This window comes from Arenibacter arenosicollis, assembly GCF_014397245.1.
In the GTDB taxonomy this organism is placed as follows: Bacteria; Bacteroidota; Bacteroidia; order Flavobacteriales; family Flavobacteriaceae; genus Arenibacter; species Arenibacter arenosicollis.
The window spans coordinates 161,317-180,318 of record NZ_JACLHY010000008.1; the positions used below are offsets into that span (position 1 = coordinate 161,317).

General features: G+C 39.8%; 16 protein-coding genes and 1 pseudogene. 11 read left to right on the forward strand and 6 right to left on the reverse strand.

Going from position 1 to position 19,002, the window contains the following annotated elements:
* The first annotated feature begins 253 nt into the window (after positions 1 to 253).
* Entirely contained in the window at positions 254 to 1,102 is an 849-nt protein-coding gene (locus H4O18_RS10260; protein WP_187584179.1) for a T9SS type B sorting domain-containing protein, read from the forward strand.
* Positions 1,103 to 1,207: 105 nt separating this feature from the next.
* On the opposite strand, the gene H4O18_RS10265 is transcribed toward H4O18_RS10260, so the two are convergent.
* Together H4O18_RS10265 and H4O18_RS10270 are read right to left on the reverse strand one after the other, a co-directional pair.
* Positions 1,208 to 3,682, reverse strand: coding sequence for a TonB-dependent receptor (locus tag H4O18_RS10265; protein ID WP_187584181.1), 2,475 nt, complete (start codon positions 3,680 to 3,682; stop codon positions 1,208 to 1,210).
* Positions 3,683 to 3,754: 72 nt separating this feature from the next.
* Positions 3,755 to 4,147 (reverse strand): helix-turn-helix domain-containing protein, encoded by a 393-nt coding sequence (locus tag H4O18_RS10270; RefSeq protein WP_187584183.1) that lies wholly within the window; start codon positions 4,145 to 4,147, stop codon positions 3,755 to 3,757.
* A 101-nt stretch (positions 4,148 to 4,248) separates the two neighbouring features.
* Between H4O18_RS10270 and H4O18_RS10275 the strand changes: the two genes are divergently transcribed.
* The 6 genes from H4O18_RS10275 to H4O18_RS10300 all read left to right on the forward strand — a co-directional run bounded on the left by H4O18_RS10275 (position 4,249) and on the right by H4O18_RS10300 (position 10,589).
* On the forward strand, positions 4,249 to 5,571 hold the full coding sequence (locus H4O18_RS10275) for a TolC family protein (RefSeq protein ID WP_187584185.1): 1,323 nt from the start codon (positions 4,249 to 4,251) through the stop codon (positions 5,569 to 5,571).
* Positions 5,571 to 6,830: an efflux RND transporter periplasmic adaptor subunit gene (locus H4O18_RS10280; RefSeq protein WP_425489134.1), complete on the forward strand. Its 1,260-nt coding sequence runs from the start codon at positions 5,571 to 5,573 to the stop codon at positions 6,828 to 6,830. The genes H4O18_RS10275 and H4O18_RS10280 overlap by 1 nt, the downstream gene beginning before the upstream one ends.
* Positions 6,831 to 6,836: 6 nt before the next feature.
* Positions 6,837 to 7,580: an ABC transporter ATP-binding protein gene (locus H4O18_RS10285; protein WP_187584188.1), complete on the forward strand. Its 744-nt coding sequence runs from the start codon at positions 6,837 to 6,839 to the stop codon at positions 7,578 to 7,580.
* A gap of 2 nt (positions 7,581 to 7,582) precedes the next feature.
* Positions 7,583 to 8,803: an ABC transporter permease gene (locus tag H4O18_RS10290; RefSeq protein WP_187584190.1), complete on the forward strand. Its 1,221-nt coding sequence runs from the start codon at positions 7,583 to 7,585 to the stop codon at positions 8,801 to 8,803.
* A gap of 230 nt (positions 8,804 to 9,033) precedes the next feature.
* Entirely contained in the window at positions 9,034 to 9,852 is an 819-nt protein-coding gene (locus tag H4O18_RS10295) for a sensor histidine kinase (protein WP_246474190.1), read from the forward strand.
* Between the two features lie 5 nt (positions 9,853 to 9,857).
* A complete protein-coding gene (locus H4O18_RS10300) occupies positions 9,858 to 10,589 on the forward strand; it encodes a LytR/AlgR family response regulator transcription factor (protein ID WP_187584194.1) in 732 nt (243 codons plus the stop codon).
* A gap of 202 nt (positions 10,590 to 10,791) precedes the next feature.
* On the opposite strand, the gene bamG is transcribed toward H4O18_RS10300, so the two are convergent.
* Entirely contained in the window at positions 10,792 to 12,039 is a 1,248-nt protein-coding gene (bamG, locus tag H4O18_RS10305; RefSeq protein WP_187584196.1) for a BamG family beta-barrel-assembly machinery protein, read from the reverse strand.
* Positions 12,032 to 13,351: a DUF4270 family protein gene (locus H4O18_RS10310; protein ID WP_187584198.1), complete on the reverse strand. Its 1,320-nt coding sequence runs from the start codon at positions 13,349 to 13,351 to the stop codon at positions 12,032 to 12,034. The genes bamG and H4O18_RS10310 overlap by 8 nt, the downstream gene beginning before the upstream one ends.
* Positions 13,352 to 13,571: 220 nt before the next feature.
* Here H4O18_RS10310 and H4O18_RS10315 point away from each other — a divergent pair, with 220 nt between their 5' ends.
* From H4O18_RS10315 to H4O18_RS10330, 4 genes are all read left to right on the forward strand, one after another.
* Positions 13,572 to 14,585, forward strand: coding sequence for a Kelch repeat-containing protein (locus H4O18_RS10315; protein WP_246474192.1), 1,014 nt, complete (start codon positions 13,572 to 13,574; stop codon positions 14,583 to 14,585).
* Positions 14,586 to 14,663: 78 nt separating this feature from the next.
* Entirely contained in the window at positions 14,664 to 15,008 is a 345-nt protein-coding gene (locus tag H4O18_RS10320; RefSeq protein ID WP_187584200.1) for a DUF4907 domain-containing protein, read from the forward strand.
* A gap of 8 nt (positions 15,009 to 15,016) precedes the next feature.
* Positions 15,017 to 16,078, forward strand: coding sequence for a sensor histidine kinase (locus H4O18_RS10325; RefSeq protein ID WP_187584202.1), 1,062 nt, complete (start codon positions 15,017 to 15,019; stop codon positions 16,076 to 16,078).
* The gene (locus H4O18_RS10330) at positions 16,059 to 16,784 is read left to right on the forward strand and encodes a LytR/AlgR family response regulator transcription factor (protein WP_187584204.1); all 726 of its coding nucleotides are present in this window, start codon (positions 16,059 to 16,061) and stop codon (positions 16,782 to 16,784) included. The genes H4O18_RS10325 and H4O18_RS10330 overlap by 20 nt, the downstream gene beginning before the upstream one ends.
* Before the next feature lie 359 nt (positions 16,785 to 17,143).
* Here H4O18_RS10330 and H4O18_RS22170 read toward each other — a convergent pair whose 3' ends face one another.
* Together H4O18_RS22170 and H4O18_RS10340 are read right to left on the reverse strand one after the other, a co-directional pair.
* A complete protein-coding gene (locus tag H4O18_RS22170) occupies positions 17,144 to 17,383 on the reverse strand; it encodes a chitobiase/beta-hexosaminidase C-terminal domain-containing protein (protein WP_246474205.1) in 240 nt (79 codons plus the stop codon).
* Between the two features lie 105 nt (positions 17,384 to 17,488).
* Positions 17,489 to 19,000: pseudogene (locus H4O18_RS10340) on the reverse strand (beta-N-acetylhexosaminidase); the annotation flags it as partial.
* Positions 19,001 to 19,002 lie beyond the last annotated feature (2 nt).

Here is a 19,002-nt window from a genome sequence, read left to right on the forward strand (position 1 = left end):
ATTATTCGCCAAAACCCAAATCCTTTGGTTGCTAGTGGACCTAACCATTTGTAAATTTTCTTTGTTAACTATTTAAGGTCACATAGCCCTACCTAAAGTATTTAAGATAATTTAGAAAGTCGACACCTCCATTCATAAAATAGTTGAATTAATCCAAATTAAGACCATAGGCAAGATTTTCCTTAATATAATAAGCTTGACCATGTTCAAAATGAGGTATTTCCAGTATATTGTATAACTTGAACGATGTGGAATGCGAAAAATATTATTATACCTACCCCTAGCCTTATTTGGCTTGGTCTCTTATGCCCAGTTGGAATGTCCAACTCTTGTAAGTCCACCAAACGGCTCCGTAAACATACCTTCCACTACCACTATCTCATGGACAGAAACCCCGGGGGCATCAGGTTACCTTTTAACCTTGGGCACTTCCGCTACCGCCGATGACATACTAAGTAAAACTATTTATATGGTCAATTATACCGAGGAAATAGATTTTCCGAACAATGCTACTATTTTTGTGACCATAACCCCATTTAATGACATGGAAATTGCTAGTGGCTGTCCAAAATATTCATTTAATAGCGTGGAAGAATGTTGGCTATATTTAGAGCCGCAAAGGGATATTGTGGTATGTGAAAATTATAAACTCCCGGATCTTCCCTCTGGAAACCAATACAATACTGAAACCAACGGAACTGGCAACACTCTGAATGCAGGGGATATAATCACTAAAAACCAGCTCATATACATAATTACCGATACTGGCCTATGTTGGGAACAATCCAATTTCAGTGTTACCATAGACCCCACTAGTTGTATAGACATGACCAAAAATACGGTATATCCAAAATTTTTTACACCTAACGGAGATGGTATAAATGATTTCTGGCATCCCAACTGGGCAGATTTGAATCCAACCCTTAGATCAGCAGTATTTATATATGACAGGTATGGAAAGTTAGTACGTCAATTGGAATATGACAGCCAAGGCTGGGACGGCAGTTCCCAGGGTGCACCCTTGCCGGAATCGGATTATTGGTTTACTTTGAACCTTGGCGATAATAACTACTTAAGCGGACACTTTGCGTTGAAAAGATAGAAATTCGATTTTCAATATCCCATTCATAAAAATGTACCCCTTACCTACTTCCAGTTCAGAAATTAGCTTCTGGACATGTAACAATTATCATTTCCAATCAGATGTCTAAAACTCCCGCTTACCGAATTCACTTTCAATGAATTTGGATTTATTTTTGTTTTTGTTAAAGGTGTAGGAAAGGTTAAGGATTATCATATCTACCTCATATACGTAATTGGTAGTGGTATAGAATTCATTTTCGCGAAAGGTGGTTATGCGCTGTTCATTGGTGTCCAATAACCCCATATCTATGTTCTGCCATTGCAATGTGGCCGTAAGCCTATTATCCAAAAAGGATTTACGCAAAGTAAGGTTTGGCGAATAAAAGCGCGAATCCTCACCTTGAGCGGTGTTGCGATCGGAGATATAATTAAAGGTAAACTGTGCCGATGCCGTATCGGAAAAATTATAGGTACTATTGGCGTTGACGGAATAGACCACAGCTTCGCTATCTATGTTTCTATTGTCAAAAACACCTTCAATTTTATAGCTGTATACATTACCGCCGATAAAATTGGACCAATTTTCAGTTAGTTTCAATTGCGTACCCAATTCCAGTCCCAAGGACCTACTTTTCCCAACATTGGAATAGATTCGGTTCAGAATAGTATCGTTATAAACGGTATTTACCCTATTTACCAAATTGTCGACATTTCTAAAATAGGCAGTGGCGAAGATGGAATTTCCTTTTTGCAAGTTCTTGGTCACTCCCACCTCAACAAGATCAATGAATTCCGGTAAGAGCGTAGGATCCCCCTGTTCCAAGGTTTCTGAATGTTCACGTTCTGGGAAGGGATTCATTTTAAAGGTCGTGGTGCGTTCAACACGCTTGCTATATGCAGCTTTTAATTTAGTGTTGTTTTCAAAGGAATATTGCACCGATGCGGATGGGAACAATTTTACATGATCATAAACATAAGTGGTGTCAATGGTATTGGTCTTATCCCTAAGATCAAAATCCCTGTCCATTGCTTCCAACCGAAGTCCGGCTGCATATTCCCATTTCTCCTGGGTGCCGCTCAATTGGGCATATCCGGAATGAATGCTCCGCGCCAAATCCACCTCACTTGAAAATTCAGGGATCAGTTCAAATTCTCCAGTACTATTATTTTTTCTTTCATAAACGAAATCCCCGGTATGGTTTAGGTTTCTATACTGATAACCTGTTTCCAATTGTCCAAATGAGAACGGCTTAAAGGCATAATCTACCTGAAAACGTACTCCATGCAAAGGGTTGTCATTGGTATTGTACTCATCCTGCCAAACAATATTGTTATCAGGATAGCCCAAATTCTGATTGGTCGTTGGGCCTCCCAGTAAGGTGTATTCATATAAAATGGAGGATGACAACTGTGAACCATTATCAAACTTGTGGGCATAGTCGAAACTTCCTAAGACAAAATCTCCCTTGCGTGTGCGCAGGTTGTGGTTATAATATTGAAAGGTGTACACCCGGTCTCCGCCTTGAGCAGGGGTAATAGCGTGATTGTCATAATATAATATATCCGCAAGACGGTCTGTACTTCGTTTTCCTCCATAAAATCCAAGCGAAAAGGTATTTTTTGTGTCGGGCGTATAATCTACCGTAAACCTTCCACTATAATTTATTTCATCAGAGCTGCGTTCCCCGTCCGAAGGAAATTGGGTAAGGGTATCATTGATAATAGTAAATACATCGCCTTCCCTCCTTCCACCAATATCATTGCGCTGATAATTGCCGCCCAATGAAATATTCCAATCCCCTTTACGAAGATTATAGGTAGCATCCACACCATGGCGTTGATGAGGGTCGGCATTATCGTATTTTTCAATGGACGGTAAACCGCCCTTTACATTTATCTGTGCATATACCCCATCGGCTGCACCATTCTTTGTGATAACATTCAAAATCCCTCCTTTACCTTCCGGGTCATATTTGGCCGAAGGTGCAGTAATTAATTCTACCCTTTCAATGGCATTGGCAGGAAATTGTGAAAGCAGGTTTGCTGCATTGCCCTGCAAGGGCTTCCCATTAAGCAATACTACAAAGCCCGTGGTTCCGCGCACACTGATCTCACCTAGGCCATTGACCGTTACAGAAGGTAGGTTTTTAATTACGTCCGTGGCAGATCCACCTTGGGTGTTCTGAAAAGCCTTGGCATCAAATACCTGCCGATCAATTTTATTGATTACAGTTTTCCTTTCCGATTGCACCACTACCTCACTAAGTTGGTTATCACCAATACTAAGGGATATAATACCTAGGTCGCTTTTAACGTTACGGTTTTGGATATGTATATCACTGATTGTTTCGGTCTGAAAGCCTATAAAGGAAGCTTCCAAATAATAAACACCGCGTTTTACATCTGGAATTGTAAACACTCCCTCCAAATTGGTAATTACCCCTGCCACCAATGCTCCATTTTCCTGATTATAAAGTGCCGCTGTAGCATACTCCAACGGGTATTCCTCAGTACCATCCACAATTCTACCTGTAATCTGTCCAAAAACAAGGGGTGAGCTTAAAAGTAAGGCAAGCAAAAAATGTAATCGTAATTTCATTTTGTAACAGTTATTTAAACAAGCGTCAAATTTACATTTAAATAACATTGTAACATGGTATATTTGAAATATTTAAGGTATAATTCCTGTTTTATAGTGCTTCGGCGCAATTCCATGATGGCGTTTAAAATACTTCACAATATGGGAAACATCCTTAAAATCAAACTTGAAGGTGATTTCGGTAACCGTGAGTTCCGTGTAACGCAATAATCGCTGTGCTTCTTTAACAATATTTCCCGAGATAACTTCCGATGCCGTCTTATCGTATTCCTTTCTACACCAAACATTTAGATTTTGAGCTGTGGTGTTCAGTAATTGGGTATAATAAGCCACCTCGTTTTTAGGTGCACTTTCCAAGAGCTCGTTAAATTGCACCGCCCTATAAGGCCATAAATTAGAAATCACACTTTCCGCTGAAATTTCACAAATCCCTGATAGCTGTTCCTTATTCCAAAAAAATTCCATCGATAAAAAACGGGAATTGGTATAGTCAATTACCGCAACAATCTATTTCATTTCAAGTTGGTTGCCATTAGCGGGATATTTGATTTGAAATATTACAGTCCATGAAAAAAAATATCATTTTGGCAATCATTTTTGTTGTTCAGTTTGCACAAGGGCAAGTACCGATTGATTCGGAACAGAAGATATGGACCTTGGAAGAGTGCATATTCTATGCCCTTGAAAACAATATTACTGTAAAACAGGCCCAACTATCCAAGAACAGGACAGAGGCAAACTATTTGGCTACAAAATCCTCTAGATTGCCAAATTTATCGGGGAATGCCTCTCAAAACTTCACCAATGGGAATTCCATTGACCCTATTACCAGCGATTTTGTTTCCCAGCAAATAAATTCGACCAGCATGGGCTTGAATTCCCAAGTAACCCTCTTTCAAGGAAATGAGATAAATAATCAGATCAAACAGGGAAAACTGCTTATTGATCAATATGCGCTCTATGAAGAGGAGGCAATGAACAATATAACTCTGAGCATTACAGAAAGTTATATACAATTGCTATATGCCAAAGAGAATATCCTGATCGCGGAAAATAATCTAAAGGTATCGCAAAAGGAGGAAGAAAGGGCCAAGGCCAGATTGGATGCCGGTTCCATTGCCATAAAGGAGTATACCGATGCAAAATCGCAAACCGCCACCAACCAGTATGTTCTTATAAATGCAAAAAACGATTATGCACTGCAGCTTTTGAACTTAAAACAACAATTGGAGCTACCTCCCGATTCTAATTTCGGGATTGCGGATTCCAACGAAATTATCCTGAATATTGTCCCGGATCTCAACGAGGTATATTCCGAAGCTTTGCAAAACCTTCCGGAAATAAATGCTAGCAAGATAAATGTATCCCTTTCTGAAAAGGACTTGGATATTGCCAAGGGAGGCTACCTTCCAACCCTTTCCCTAATAGGAAGTTTAGGCACCGGTTACACCTCAACTCAAGATTTCAACTTCAGTGATCAATTCGACCTGAACTTCAACCAAAGACTGGGGCTTTCCCTGAACGTGCCCATTTTTAATAGAAACAAAACGAAATCGGAGGTGCAATCCGCCAAAATAAACATTGATATCGCCAAATTGGAACTGGAGCAAGAAGAAAAGGAATTGTACAAAAAAATAGAAACGGCCTGGCTAAATGCCAATACGGCCCAAAGTCAAATGGTAGCCGCCGATGTCGCCAGAAATGCAGCAAGTGAATCCTTCAGACTGGCACAAAAACAATATGAATTGGGTGCACTGAGCACTACCGATTTTATTGTAAGTCAGAACACTTATACCAACACCGAACAGAACTATATCCAGGCCAAATACCTTAACCTATTGTACAACCAATTGCTTCAATTTTACCAAGGAAACGACATTAAACTTTAATCAAAATGAAAAATAAAAAAAGAATCATATTAGGCAGCCTTGCATCAGTAATACTAGCTATTGTAGCATACAGCTTTATAAAAGACGATAGCAGTGCTGTAATAGAAGCCAAGACCATTGCAGCCAAAAAAGGGGACGTTACCACAATGGTTACGGCAACAGGTACCATAGAACCTATTACCCAAGTGGAAGTAGGAACACAAGTATCTGGAGTCGTGGAAAAAATATATGTGGATTACAACAGTGTAGTCACCGAAGGACAACTTTTAGCAGAATTGGATAAAACAAACCTAATGGCTGCACTTACCCAGGCACAAGCAGCTTATGATAACGCCTTGAGCCAAAGGAACTACATGCAGACCATTTACGACCGACAAAAAACACTTTATGACAATCAGGTAATCAGTAAATCGGATTTTGATGACTCCCAATATAATTTTGAAACGGCAAAAGGCACGGTGACCCAACGCCTATCCGATCTAGAAAGAGCCAGAACCAATTTAAGCTATGCCGATATTTATTCACCCATTGATGGTGTAGTACTTTCCAGGGCTATAGACGAAGGTCAAACAGTTGCGGCAAGTTTTAGTACCCCTACCCTATTTACCATTGCCCAAGATTTAAAGGAAATGCAGGTAGAGGCGGATGTTGATGAGGCAGATATAGGTGGAGTAAAAGATGGACAAAGGGTAACCTTTACCGTAGATGCCTATTTAGGGCAAACTTTTGAAGGAACCGTAACCCAAATACGTTTGGATCCAACAGTAACTTCAAACGTAGTTACCTACACGGTAGTCATAAAAGCGGATAATCCAGATCTAAAATTAAAACCTGGACTTACTGCCACCATTTCCATATATACTTTAGAGCTGAAGGACGTCTTGACCGCCGAAGCCAAGGCGATTAATTTTAAACCTACGCCACCAGTGATGATGGCCTATAATGAGCAACAAAATATAACCGTTGAACCACCAAAAGGACAGCCACGACCAGGTGAGGAAAATAAAGGACAAGCTAGGCCCGAGGATAAAAATAGCAGTATGGTTTGGGTACTTGGAGAAAACGGGGCCATTTCACCTAAAAAAGTCACTTTAGGAGCCAGTGACGGGGTAAACGTACAGATATTAAGCGACATTGATGAAGGAGATCAGCTGGTATATAGTTTAAAATCCCAAAGCAACCAAGAACTTTCAGGACCAGAGGGCGCTGGCGAAAGTCCGTTTATGCCAAAACCCCCGGGAGCCAACAAAAAAAAATAAGCAGCCATGAGTAAAGAGATTATCAAAATTGAAGATCTGAAGCGCGAGTTTACCATGGGCAACGAAACCGTCCACGCATTGAAGGGCATTTCCTTTTCCATCAAAGAAGGTGAATTTGTTACCATAATGGGATCTAGTGGTTCTGGCAAAAGTACCCTATTGAATATTTTGGGCTGCTTGGACCAACCCACATCGGGAACCTATGAGATAGATGGCCTAAAAGTAAAAGATCTGGACAAAAACGCCTTGGCTACCATAAGAAATGAAAAAATTGGATTTATTTTCCAATCCTATAATCTGTTAGTCAGGACCTCGGCATTGGAGAACGTAGAACTTCCTCTTTTGTACAACAGTAAGGTATCCACGGAAGACCGTAGGGAACGCGCCATAAAAGCTTTGGAAAAAGTTGGCTTGGCAGATCGTATGCAACATACCCCATCGCAGCTTTCCGGAGGACAACAACAGCGGGTAGCCATTGCAAGGTCTTTGGTAAACAACCCCGTGATGATTCTAGCTGATGAAGCTACAGGTAATCTGGACACCCGGACCTCTTATGAAATTATGTCCCTATTTCAGGAATTGAACAAGCAAGGCATTACCATCACCTTTGTAACACACGAACCGGATATTGCCTCTTTTAGCAATAGAACCATAATCCTAAAGGATGGGAATATTATCAAGGACAATTTAAATGCAAAGATCCAATCAGCAGCAACTGAATTGGCTTCATTACCCATAGAAGACCATTAATTATGAGACTATTAAATTTATTTAAAATTGCATTTAAGGCTATCATTCTTAACAAAATGAGAACCCTTCTTACCATGCTAGGCATTATCATAGGAGTGGCGTCTGTAATCGCAATGCTCGCTATTGGAGAAGGTTCCAAGGACAGTATTCGCAGTACTATTTCCAGTATGGGATCTAATATGATAACCATTAGACCAGGTGCAGATATGCGTGGAGGGGTTAGACAGGAACGTAGCGCCATGGAATCTTTAACGCTAAGCGACTATAAGGCCATTAAGCAACAGGCAGACCTATTAACCTATATAACGCCCGTGGTTAATGGGGGCGGCCAAGTTATTAATGGTTCCAACAACTGGCCTTCTACTATTTATGGTGTAAATCCCGACTATCTAAATATTAAGATGATCGATCTACAAAGTGGTAGTATGTTTACCGATGCAGAAGTGCAATCGGCCTCCAAAGTAGTTCTGATAGGCCAGACCGTTGTGGACAATATATTTCCCAATGGGGAAGACCCCGTTGGAAAAATGATCCGCTTTAACAGTATTCCATTTAAAGTAATTGGGGTATTGGAGGAAAAAGGGGAAAACACCTTTGGCCAAGATCAAGATGATGTGGTTATTGCTCCCTTTACCACGGTACAAAAGCGTATTTTGGCCATTGATCATTTAAATCAGGTCATAGCCTCTGCCATTAGTGAGGAGGATGCTCCGGATGCCGTAACCCAAGTAACAGAAATTTTACGGTCACAACATAAATTGACCGATAATCAAGATGATGATTTTAACGTGCGTTCAATGGAAGAGTTAATTTCTACATTTAGTGCAACCAGTGAAATGCTAACTATTCTTTTGGTTGCGGTAGCAGGAATTTCATTATTGATAGGAGGTATTGGCATCATGAATATCATGTATGTTTCGGTAAAGGAACGAACCAAAGAAATTGGGCTGCGGATGGCAGTAGGCGGAAAGGGATCGGATATTCTAATGCAATTTTTGATCGAAGCCATTTTAATAAGCATTACTGGAGGACTTTTAGGGGTAATTCTAGGGCTTGGTTCGACCGTATTTATTGAAAAATTCTTACATTGGCCCACTAACGTTGCATTATACTCCATCATAATTTCCTTCGCTGTTTGTGCCGTTACTGGAATATTTTTTGGATGGTATCCGGCAAGAAAGGCCGCATCTCTAGACCCAATTACTGCATTGCGATATGAATAAGAACAAAGTAGATGACACTGAATAAAAAAAAGAATTTAATCCCTTTACTCCACCTATTAACGTGGGCGATATTAATAGGTCTACCCTATTTGCTTTCCTTGGGTCAAGATTCAGAACAAATCTTTAATCGGACCCTGATACACTCATGGATTCCGCTATGCTTTTATGCAATTATTTTTTACTTCAATTATCTTTATCTTATAGATAGATTTCTTTTTAAGAATGAAATTTTGCCGTTCATATTGATCAATTCTGGTTTAATTGCCTTTTTTGTTTTTACCAACCATGAGCTTAAGGGCTTTTTAATGGACCAGCTAATCCTTAATCGTAGTAACGATAAAGGACCACCGAAAAATTTATTTCTTTATGTGGACATGATTGCATCTATGGTGCCCATTGTATTTTCCGTAGCCCTAAAGACCACAGAACGCTGGTTCAAATCCGAGAACGAACGCAAAGAGGCACAGACTATAAAGTTGCAGGCAGAGATACAGCACTTAAAATATCAATTGCAGCCACATTTCTTCTTTAATTCACTTAACAACATATATGCCTTAGTAGATAGTTCCCCTGCAACTGCAAAAAAAACTATCCACAGTTTGGGCAAATTAATGAGGTATCTATTGTACGATACGGATACCGAGAAGGTAGCCCTGCAAAAGGAAATTGATTTTATGACGCAGTATATCGAACTTATGAAACTAAGGTTTTCAGATAAGATTACTATATCGTATTCCTTTCCCACTGTTCCGCAACATATTAAAGTGGTACCACTATTATTTATTACCTTGGCAGAGAATGCCTTTAAGCATGGTATTCCTGCCAGTAGCGAGGCCTCATTGTCCTTTAAAATGGAAATAACGGATACCTTTCTGGCCTTTACAGCAAAGAACCAAAATCTGCCCAAAAGCGATTCGGATAAAAGCGGTTCTGGCATTGGCTTGGAAAACCTTAGAAAAAGACTGCAATTGTTATATCCAGATAGTCACAGCTTTGTTTATCAAGTTAAGGACGAAACCTTTACCGCTGTGCTAACACTTGAAATTTAATGGAAATGAACTCGAATAAGATAAGCTGTTTAATAGTGGATGATGAACCTATGGCGTTGCAGCTAATTGAAGGTTATGTAACTAAAACACCTTTTTTAAATCTTAGACATAAATGCGATAGTGCCATAGAGGCTTTAAGGTACTTGGAAAACGAGAAAGTTGATCTACTTTTTTTAGACATACAAATGCCGGACCTCACTGGGATTGGATTATCCAAACTAATTCCCAAAAGTACCCGTGTCATTTTTACAACGGCCTTTAGTGAGTATGCTCTTGAAGGCTATAAGGTTGAAGCCTTGGACTATTTGTTAAAGCCGTTCGACTATGAGGAGTTTTTGATCGCTGCAACCAAGGCCAAGGATTGGTTTGCCTTGGTCAAAGGTCGTGCCAATGAAACTTCTGTTCAAGATAAAAAGTTCCTTTTTGTTAAATCCGAATACAAGCAATTGAAGATCAATCTGGATGATGTGCTGTACTTTGAAGGCTTGAAGGACTATATCAAAATTTGGCTTAAAGGTCAGCCTAAGGCCATCTTAACCTTAATGAATCTCAAAAGCTTGGAAGAGGAACTTCCAAAAGATAAATTTATGCGCGTACATCGCTCTTTCATCGTTTCCTTACAAGCGATCGATGTAATAGAACGCAGTCAGATCATAGTTAGGGATCAACGCATTACGGTTTCAGAAAATTATAAACCTGACTTTTTGGATTACATTGCCAAAAATAGCTTGGATTGATTTTTTTACTGTGAAATCCGTACGGATGTAATCCCCCTTACAAGTTCCCAAAGAATAACATTTAGGTCCGGGGTTGACCCTAGGCCCCTTGATGAAACCAAACTTAGGACCACGGTATAAGAAACAGAAACCCCGCCAAAAAGCGGGGTTCGTTCTGCTATAGCATTTCAATGCTTTGTATAACCTTCATAGTGACCTGGTATTAGTCGGTCTTACGTTTTTTAAACCACAAGTCCTCTAAGCTTAAATTCAGGGTAAGTACATGGTAATTTTCCTTAACGAGTATATTTTCTATTAATCCTGTGGATCCATAGGAATAGGAGAAATTAAGCATAGAATTATTACCCCGGCCAATAGGCAAACCAATACCGGCGGTAAAATTATAGCCATCTATTTTTTTGTCATTAATGGACAAATACCCAGTGTCATAGTTGAACCCAGTTCTATATCGAATACGCTGGTTAAATTTATAGCTGGCAGCATTTCTTACGAATTCCAAACCAACCGCATAGATATCCTGATCAACGTATGTTCCTATATTCTCGGTCTGTTTGGTATCACTCCAGTAATTCTTTTTATAATCAGCATTTAAGGTAAAGGATTTTAGAAAATTTGTGCTTAGCCCCACCCCCAGTTCCAATGGCATATTGAAATCCGCGACAGTATCACTTTCATCCTCTTCCACGTCTATTTCAACCCCGTTCAGACTTTTAATTACAGAGCGCCTTACACTACCCTTTAGGCTCGTTGGAAGTTGCACCGTACTTCCAATGGTGATTTTATTTGTGAGGTCATATTGCAATCCAAGACCAACACGGGCACCGCTGTAATTGGTATCCTCCGTGGAGACCAGGGCACTACTGTAAACCTGAAAGGATTCCTCCTCCTCAATTTTTCCAAATAATATGGAAAAACTGGCTCCAAACCTTAAATTATCGGTAATTCCATAACCCAGGTTGAACTTAAGATCACTCATTCCGCCAAGTCCATTCACATTACTTTCAAAGTATTCTTCAGATCCCTCAATATTGGTTTTTACCCCTACCAGGGTATAACCAACATCGGTATATGGAACCAGGGCAATACCTGCACCCAGTCTGTCCGCTATCCGAAAGGCAAGGGCCAAATTGGAAAAGTTGACCGTAGTTTTTGCCTCATCGTTTATCCTATTGCTATAATTGTTATACTTTCCCCTTAGACCTACATCATAAAAAAATGAATTTTGGGGTGTCAAGGCAAAGTTGGCCGGGTTTAAATTGTTTATTTCCGTATCCGATTTCAAGGCTATACCGGAATACCCCATCCCATTGGTCCGCCCAATACTGGTCTGATTTATTACACCGAGACCATATAGGGAATAAGGTGAACTTGTGAGCCCCTCGGATTGGCCCAAAACAGGAATTACGGATAAAAGTATTAGAAATAGGGCAAATAAAGGTAATTTATTCATCTTCATCATATATTGCATAGGTAAGTTCCAATTTTACACCTTGGTTAGTGCCCTCTTTTCCCATTAAAACAAAACGGTCTACAGTGCTGTTGTAATTCTCTGGCAAAAGAATAATTGCATAGTCGGCATCCCTTTCTGTAGACAATATTCCTTCTATATAGGTAGTCAGGGGTATTTCATAATAAATGTCATTGAATTCTTGACCATCACGGTTTAAAGTGGCTTGTACCGCTGCATTATCCGTTCCCACCAATTGCTCCGTTAAATCATTGTTTTGATCTACTATGAAAAGCGATAGGTTGTCCCTTAAGGCCAGTTCATCACTATAAGATCCCAAAACTGGTTTAATTTTAAGAACAGCATTCAACAAAGTACCCTGGCCCTGAATATCGAACAGTGTTTTTAGATTCAAAAATTCTATTTTGGTCGTGTATCCAATACCAGATTGTACAAAACTTTGATTATCCGATTCGGAACTATTGAGAACAACTTCCTTATCTGTTAGTGTCTTTAAATATTCGTTGGTTTCAACCACAGACATCTGGTTAAAAAATGGAATGGGACTACTGGTTGTATTTATGGTAAAATCTGCGGTAAATTGTGTCCGACTTTCCTCTCCGGAAATACTATAATACATTCTCATTACACTGGTAGAAAAATCAAAACCTACTATGGACCCATCGTCGTCTTCGCCCGGCTGAAAGGTAATCCCATGAAAGTAGTCCTTAAACTCTTCGGTGTTGGTAATATCCTTTTGTTGCAACTGCTCAAAAAGGTCTAACCCCAAGGAGTCACTCAATTTAATATATAACGAATCCGTTCCCAAAGGTCTTGGGGCATAGGTTATAGACCCTAAATCTTCCTCTAAAAACCCTACCTTGCTGGTATTGTAAAAATCGCTCCCATCGGCCGGCTTTAAAAGTTCACTTAATTCCTTAATATGGATGGTATTATTTTTAAGGGTGTCGCTATAATAATAATTGTCATACTTCAGAAAAAAGGCTATACTATCATATTCTGCGTCGGAATCGATAAAATAACTATTTGGCAACAATTCCGCATAACTCGAACTTTTTACCGCCCCAAAAACGGGGTCCATATATTTCCCTATCAGCATGCGGGTGGCTTGTGAAGTTACAAGACTATCAAACTTCATGGTGTATGTCTCCACGTTCATGGTATCTATTTGTACTACCCTTATATTACTGTTGGTAAATGTCCCGCCAGCCACAAAATCGGATTCATTAATAGTATCATCGCTACATGAAACCAATAATATCAACAAAGCTATAAATCCAAGGAGTTTTCTCATTCGTTTATTATTTGAAGCCAAAAGTAAAAGCGTTTCCTTAGCCCGGAAACCCCAATAGACCAACCCACTGACTTATAAGACCAAAGGGCGAATTTTAGCTATTAAATACCCTCTACCATTGGTAGATAAAATATCCGTTTTCATATGTTAAATAGGTGCCTTTATCTATTTAAGTTTCAAACACCATGTTCGCCATCTAGTTTTGAAAAAAAATTAACTAATGAAATACATTTATAATATGAAGGGAAGGGTAAACCACATTAAAATGCTAACGATGGCCAGCTTAACACTTTGCTTAATGGCTAGTTGCTCTAACGACGAAGATGACGAAGATTTGGGGAACTGGATAGACCAATCGGTATTTGATGGGAGTCCACGTAGCGGCAGTGCCTATTTCACCATTGGAAATATAGGATACAGTGGTGTAGGTTATGATGGGGATGATTATTTAACCTCCTTTTGGTCCTATGATATGGATGGTGATTATTGGTCCCAAAAAGCGGACTTCCCGGGAACAGCAAGGAATGCCGCTGTAGGTTTTTCCATCAATGACAAGGGATATATAGGTTCTGGTTATGATGGCTTGGATGAACTGGCAGATTTTTATTCTTACGACCCTGCCAGCAATACATGGACGGAAATTGCAGCTTTCCCATCTACTCCAAGGCGAAGTGCCGTGGCCTTTGGAATAAATGGCTATGGTTATTTTGGAACCGGCTTTGACGGTGACAACGACAGGAAGGATTTTTGGAAATACGATCCTAATACCGATACTTGGCACGAGTTGGTGGGCTTTGGCGGTGATAAAAGAAGGGCAGCAATTACCTTTACCATAGGGGATTATGTATATATGGGAACTGGTGTATCCAATGGTATTTATTTGGATGACTTTTGGGCTTTTGATTCGGCCACAGAAAGTTGGACCCAGAAATTGGATCTTGACGAAGAAGATGATTACTCCATTGTTCGAAGCAATGCAGTAGGATTTACCTTAAACGATTATGGATATATAGCCACTGGAACCTATGGGGGCACCTTACAATCTATTTGGGAATATGACCCTAGTACCGATACTTGGGAATCCAAAACAAGTTTTGAAAGAACATCAAGACAGGATGCAGTAGTATTCTCCAATAACGCAAAGGCATTTATAGGCCTAGGCCGCACAGGTAGTCTGTATTTGGATGATTTGGAGCAATTTTTCCCTTATGACGAGTACGACGACGAAGATTAATGATTTTGATTATGTTTACTTATTAATTAGCGAAAAGAGCTATGCTGATTGGCATAGCTCTTTTAAGATTATCAATAAATGAAAAGAATATTATTAGCATATATTTTAATAGCGGTTGTTTTCGGATTTCTATTTTTGAGCTTTTCAAATTACAAGATCGGTGCAACAGAAAGTAAATTGCCCCTACATTCAGAAATATTTAAAGTGAGTGATGGCTATGGATATCAAATAGAACTAGAGAGCAGAGTACTTATAAAACAGGAGTATATTCCTATTTTAAAAGGAAAAAGGCCGTTTAAAACCGCGGAGGATGCAGAGCGTACCGCCAATAAGGTCATCAGCAAATTATTAAAAAAAGAAAGTCCTATATTGACAATTTCCGAGCTTAAAGAATTGCAGATTCCTGAATTTAACCTTTACTAAAGAAGTCCATGGTACTTGATAAGAAAAATATTCCGCAATGGCTTGTTCACGCATTATTATGGTTCATGCTATACGGCTTGCTGTCCTATCCTTTTTTGACTGGTTCCAGGTCCCTACCCTATAATCTATTGGCAAAATTACTCTTGGCCATGGCACTCTTCTACCTCAATTATTATTACCTGGTACCGAAATTATTACTGAAAGACCGTATTTGGTACTATATTGTACTTTCGGTCTTACTGCTTTTCGCAGTAGGCTTTTATACAAATATAGCTTTCCCTCCATCTCCTCCCGATGAGCTTCCCCGAAGGGCCGTACGTATGCGACAACACGGCGATGGTGGTCCAGGGGCATTCCGCTTTTTTTTGATGACCACCGTAATCTTTGCCGTGCCCTATATTTTCAGCACCATGCTAAAGGTCTATACGGAATGGCAGAAAAACGAGGACCTGAGAAAATTAGTGGAAAAAGAAAAAATACAGTCAGAACTTCAATTTTTAAAGACCCAATTAAACCCGCATTTTCTTTTTAATTCCTTGAATACTATCTATTCCCTTTCCGTAAAACAATCCCTGGACACCCCTGAAGCGGTCATTAATTTATCCGAACTAATGCGGTATATGCTTTACGAAGCCGACAAAAAACTGGTTCCGCTAGGTAAGGAACTGGAATACATTAAAAGTTATGTGGCATTGCAAAGGCTGCGACTATCCAATAGTGAGGATGTAACCCTAAAAATATCGGGCGAGGAAAGAGGGAAATTTGTACCCCCGCTATTATTTATCTCCTTTATTGAAAACGCATTCAAATATGGTACGGATTTCAACGGAAAGACCTTTGTTAAAATAAACCTTTCCATAAATAACGAGTCCATACATCTACAAGTAACCAACATAATCGGGACTTTTAAAGCGAAATCGGAAAGTAGCGGAGTGGGTCTGGAGAACGTCAAAAATAGATTGAACTATTTATATCCCCATTCCCATGTATTACTTATAAATGATGATGGAAAAACCTACGAAGTAAATTTAACTTTAAATTTAAAAAACTATGAACTGCATAATCATTGATGACGAGCCATTGGCCATAGATGTATTGACGGACTATTGCAAAAAAATAGATTTTACAGAGGTTGTAGGGACATTTACCAATCCATTGGATGCCATATCCATTATTAGGGAAAAGAATATCGACCTGATTTTTTGTGACATTGAAATGCCCCAAATCAGCGGTTTGGAATTTATAAGTGCGCTGGAAAACCGACCCTTGTTTATATTCACCACAGCCTATACCCAATATGCAGTGGAAGGTTTTGAACTGAATGCAGTGGATTATCTGGTAAAGCCAATTCCTTACCATAGATTTATTAAGGCAGTTTCCAGAACCAAGGAAATTTTGGCACAAAAGGAAAAACCTTCAATTGCCAATATTTTTCCTTCCAATGGAGGGCAGAACGATACACAGAAATTTATTTTTGTGAAATCCGAACATGAAAATATTAAGATAGATCTGGATGAAATTGAATACATTCAAGGGCTTAAGGATTATCTTAAAATCCATATTAAAGGTACCAACAAGACAATATTGACACTTTTAAGCTTTAAGGACCTTTTGGACAAGTTACCACAAAACCAATTTATACGGGTTCATAAATCTTTCGTTGTCAACGTTAATGTCATTAAGACCATACAAAGGAACCGAATTGTAATCAATGATACCCGAATCCCAATAGGAGAAAGCCATAAGACCCAATTCTTTTCTTTTCTGGGCCTGTAATGAAGCTTTGTCATTGGCCTTATAAAAGCTTCATTTAAAACCAATTTCAAATTAATGGCCGCTATAACTCTTTTTTAAATTGATTCCAATCGGCAAACGCAAATTTCAAGGTTTAGGCCTAAGGTATAATATCCAGTTCCCTTTTTCCTGTTTCTAAAGAGGAATAGGCGTCAGTAAATACCATTCCCGCCCTAGCTATTTTGTCTCTTTGGGGAGTGGGAACCTTTCCCTATTCCCGATATAAGACCTGTACGGCCCCATATCGCAAATAATATAAATGATATTAGGTGGCTCCTGTCCTGTTACCGATGCCATCATCATCAGAAAAAGGATTTATAATTTAGAAAACTTCATGTTTTTTATTTTAATCTGATTTCTGTTACGCTCCCCAATAGTCTTCCTTCCTTATTAAAGAGCCCAGCTTTAACAAGGGTTTTGGGAGGCGCAATAAAATTGCCCTCGTACTTAACGGAAGCCGTTGAAGGGTCTTCCCCATTGGGGGCATAAAATATATCATACCCAACAGTTTCTGTATTTAAATACACATGGGCCTCGCTTTTTAATTGGTCCAAGGCGTATGACGCATATACCGTAAACATACTGTTGGCATAATTTACTTGCTCCCGTTCCAGTCTTTTAAAGTGGGAGTCTTCCAGGGCAGTTTGAAATCGCTTCCAATCCTTAACTTTGGGATCGCTCCATGACACCTCTGCACTGGCTAGGGCACGTGGGTACAGCATATATTCACAATGTTCCTGAGTGGACGTAAATTCTCCCCACAAACAGGCTTCATTACCAAGAACCCTATTTACCTCCTCGGGTGTCAATTCTTCCGGAATGGGCTCATGGGCGTATACTTTGGACAAGGGCAATACCACCTTTGGCCCTTCGGGCTCCATAAAAGTAGGCCCCTGAACCTGACTGATATACATATATTTATAAGATGTCATTATGGTAGGATAACCATTTTGAGGTGCTGTAATCTGCGGGGTATAAGTACCTCTTCTCCATGCCATAATGGTCGCTCCCGGAGCACCCTGACCGCTTAAAATCTCATCCCAACCTATCATGGTCTTATTTTGGGCCTTTACCATCTTATGCACCTTTTGTATAAATTAACTCTGTAGTTCCTCTTCGTCCTTTAAGTTGTTTTCTGTTTTTACTCCTTGGCAATACGGACATTTTTTCCAATTGGATTTATTGCACTCGTCACCACCAATATGAAGGTATTTTGACGGGAACAGCGCCGCAACCTCCTCTATTACCCCTTCCAAAAATTCGTAGGTAGTATCCTTGCCTGCGCAGACCGCATTATCGGGCGCCTTGCCTCCTACGGCAACTTCAAAATTGGCGTCGGATTCATCATAGCAAAACAAGTGGGGGTAGGATGCCACCAGGGCCTTGCTGTGTCCCGGTACATCAATTTCCGGGATAACCTCAACATTGCGCACTTTTGCGTAAGCAATGACCTCCTTAATGTCTTCTTGGGTATAAAAACCCCCAACCGTTTTTGGTTCTTCGGCCGTTGCTTCCTCGCGTTGCCACCAGCTTACGCCAGTTCTGTCGGCACGCCAAGCTCCTTTTTCAGTAAGGTTTGGGTACTTTTTTATTTCGATACGCCACCCTTGGTCATCGGTCAGATGCCAATGGAATTTGTTCACCTTATAGGAGGAAAGAACATCTATATGCTTTAAGATAAATTCTTTAGGTTGAAAATGTCTGGAAACATCCAACATAATGCCGCGCCAACCAAATCTAGGGTTGTCCTTGACCGTCATATCCGGCAGTTTTACCGTTCCGGAATTTTGCAAAGGAAAGGACTGGCGCAAGGTCTGAAATCCATTAAAAAGTCCTCCGTAATCCTTGGCGGTCACCACAATGGATTCTGGTTGCACCTCTAGCAAATAACCCTCATCCCTTACCGACAACCTTTTATCCAACCTAAATAAAATATGCTTTTCCCCCACCTCAGGATTTCGGTAAGAATAGGTAAGGTTAAGCCCTAGATCCTTATGGAATTTTTCCGCTAAATATGGAATAAGAACCCCTTGAAACTTTTTGGGCACCACCACTTTGGTATTCTTGTCCAAAACAAATGCATCATCTATAAAGGAAACCGACTCAGGTTGTGGTACAAAATGATAGTTTTGGGCTACTAATTGAAGGTTGAACCCAAACATTGAAAAAAACAGTATGTACGTGAAATATTTAGACATTT

Coding starts and splice junctions, on each gene's coding strand:
- H4O18_RS10260 (WP_187584179.1), top strand. CDS start 254: ATGCGAAAAATATTATTATACCTACCCCTAGCCTTATTTGGCTTGGTC.
- H4O18_RS10265 (WP_187584181.1), bottom strand. CDS start 3,682: ATGAAATTACGATTACATTTTTTGCTTGCCTTACTTTTAAGCTCACCC.
- H4O18_RS10270 (WP_187584183.1), bottom strand. CDS start 4,147: ATGGAATTTTTTTGGAATAAGGAACAGCTATCAGGGATTTGTGAAATT.
- H4O18_RS10275 (WP_187584185.1), top strand. CDS start 4,249: ATGAAAAAAAATATCATTTTGGCAATCATTTTTGTTGTTCAGTTTGCA.
- H4O18_RS10285 (WP_187584188.1), top strand. CDS start 6,837: ATGAGTAAAGAGATTATCAAAATTGAAGATCTGAAGCGCGAGTTTACC.
- H4O18_RS10290 (WP_187584190.1), top strand. CDS start 7,583: ATGAGACTATTAAATTTATTTAAAATTGCATTTAAGGCTATCATTCTT.
- H4O18_RS10300 (WP_187584194.1), top strand. CDS start 9,858: ATGAACTCGAATAAGATAAGCTGTTTAATAGTGGATGATGAACCTATG.
- bamG (WP_187584196.1), bottom strand. CDS start 12,039: ATGAATAAATTACCTTTATTTGCCCTATTTCTAATACTTTTATCCGTA.
- H4O18_RS10310 (WP_187584198.1), bottom strand. CDS start 13,351: ATGAGAAAACTCCTTGGATTTATAGCTTTGTTGATATTATTGGTTTCA.
- H4O18_RS10315 (WP_246474192.1), top strand. CDS start 13,572: ATGAAATACATTTATAATATGAAGGGAAGGGTAAACCACATTAAAATG.
- H4O18_RS10320 (WP_187584200.1), top strand. CDS start 14,664: ATGAAAAGAATATTATTAGCATATATTTTAATAGCGGTTGTTTTCGGA.
- H4O18_RS10325 (WP_187584202.1), top strand. CDS start 15,017: ATGGTACTTGATAAGAAAAATATTCCGCAATGGCTTGTTCACGCATTA.
- H4O18_RS10330 (WP_187584204.1), top strand. CDS start 16,059: ATGAACTGCATAATCATTGATGACGAGCCATTGGCCATAGATGTATTG.
- H4O18_RS22170 (WP_246474205.1), bottom strand. CDS start 17,383: ATGTTTACGGTATATGCGTCATACGCCTTGGACCAATTAAAAAGCGAG.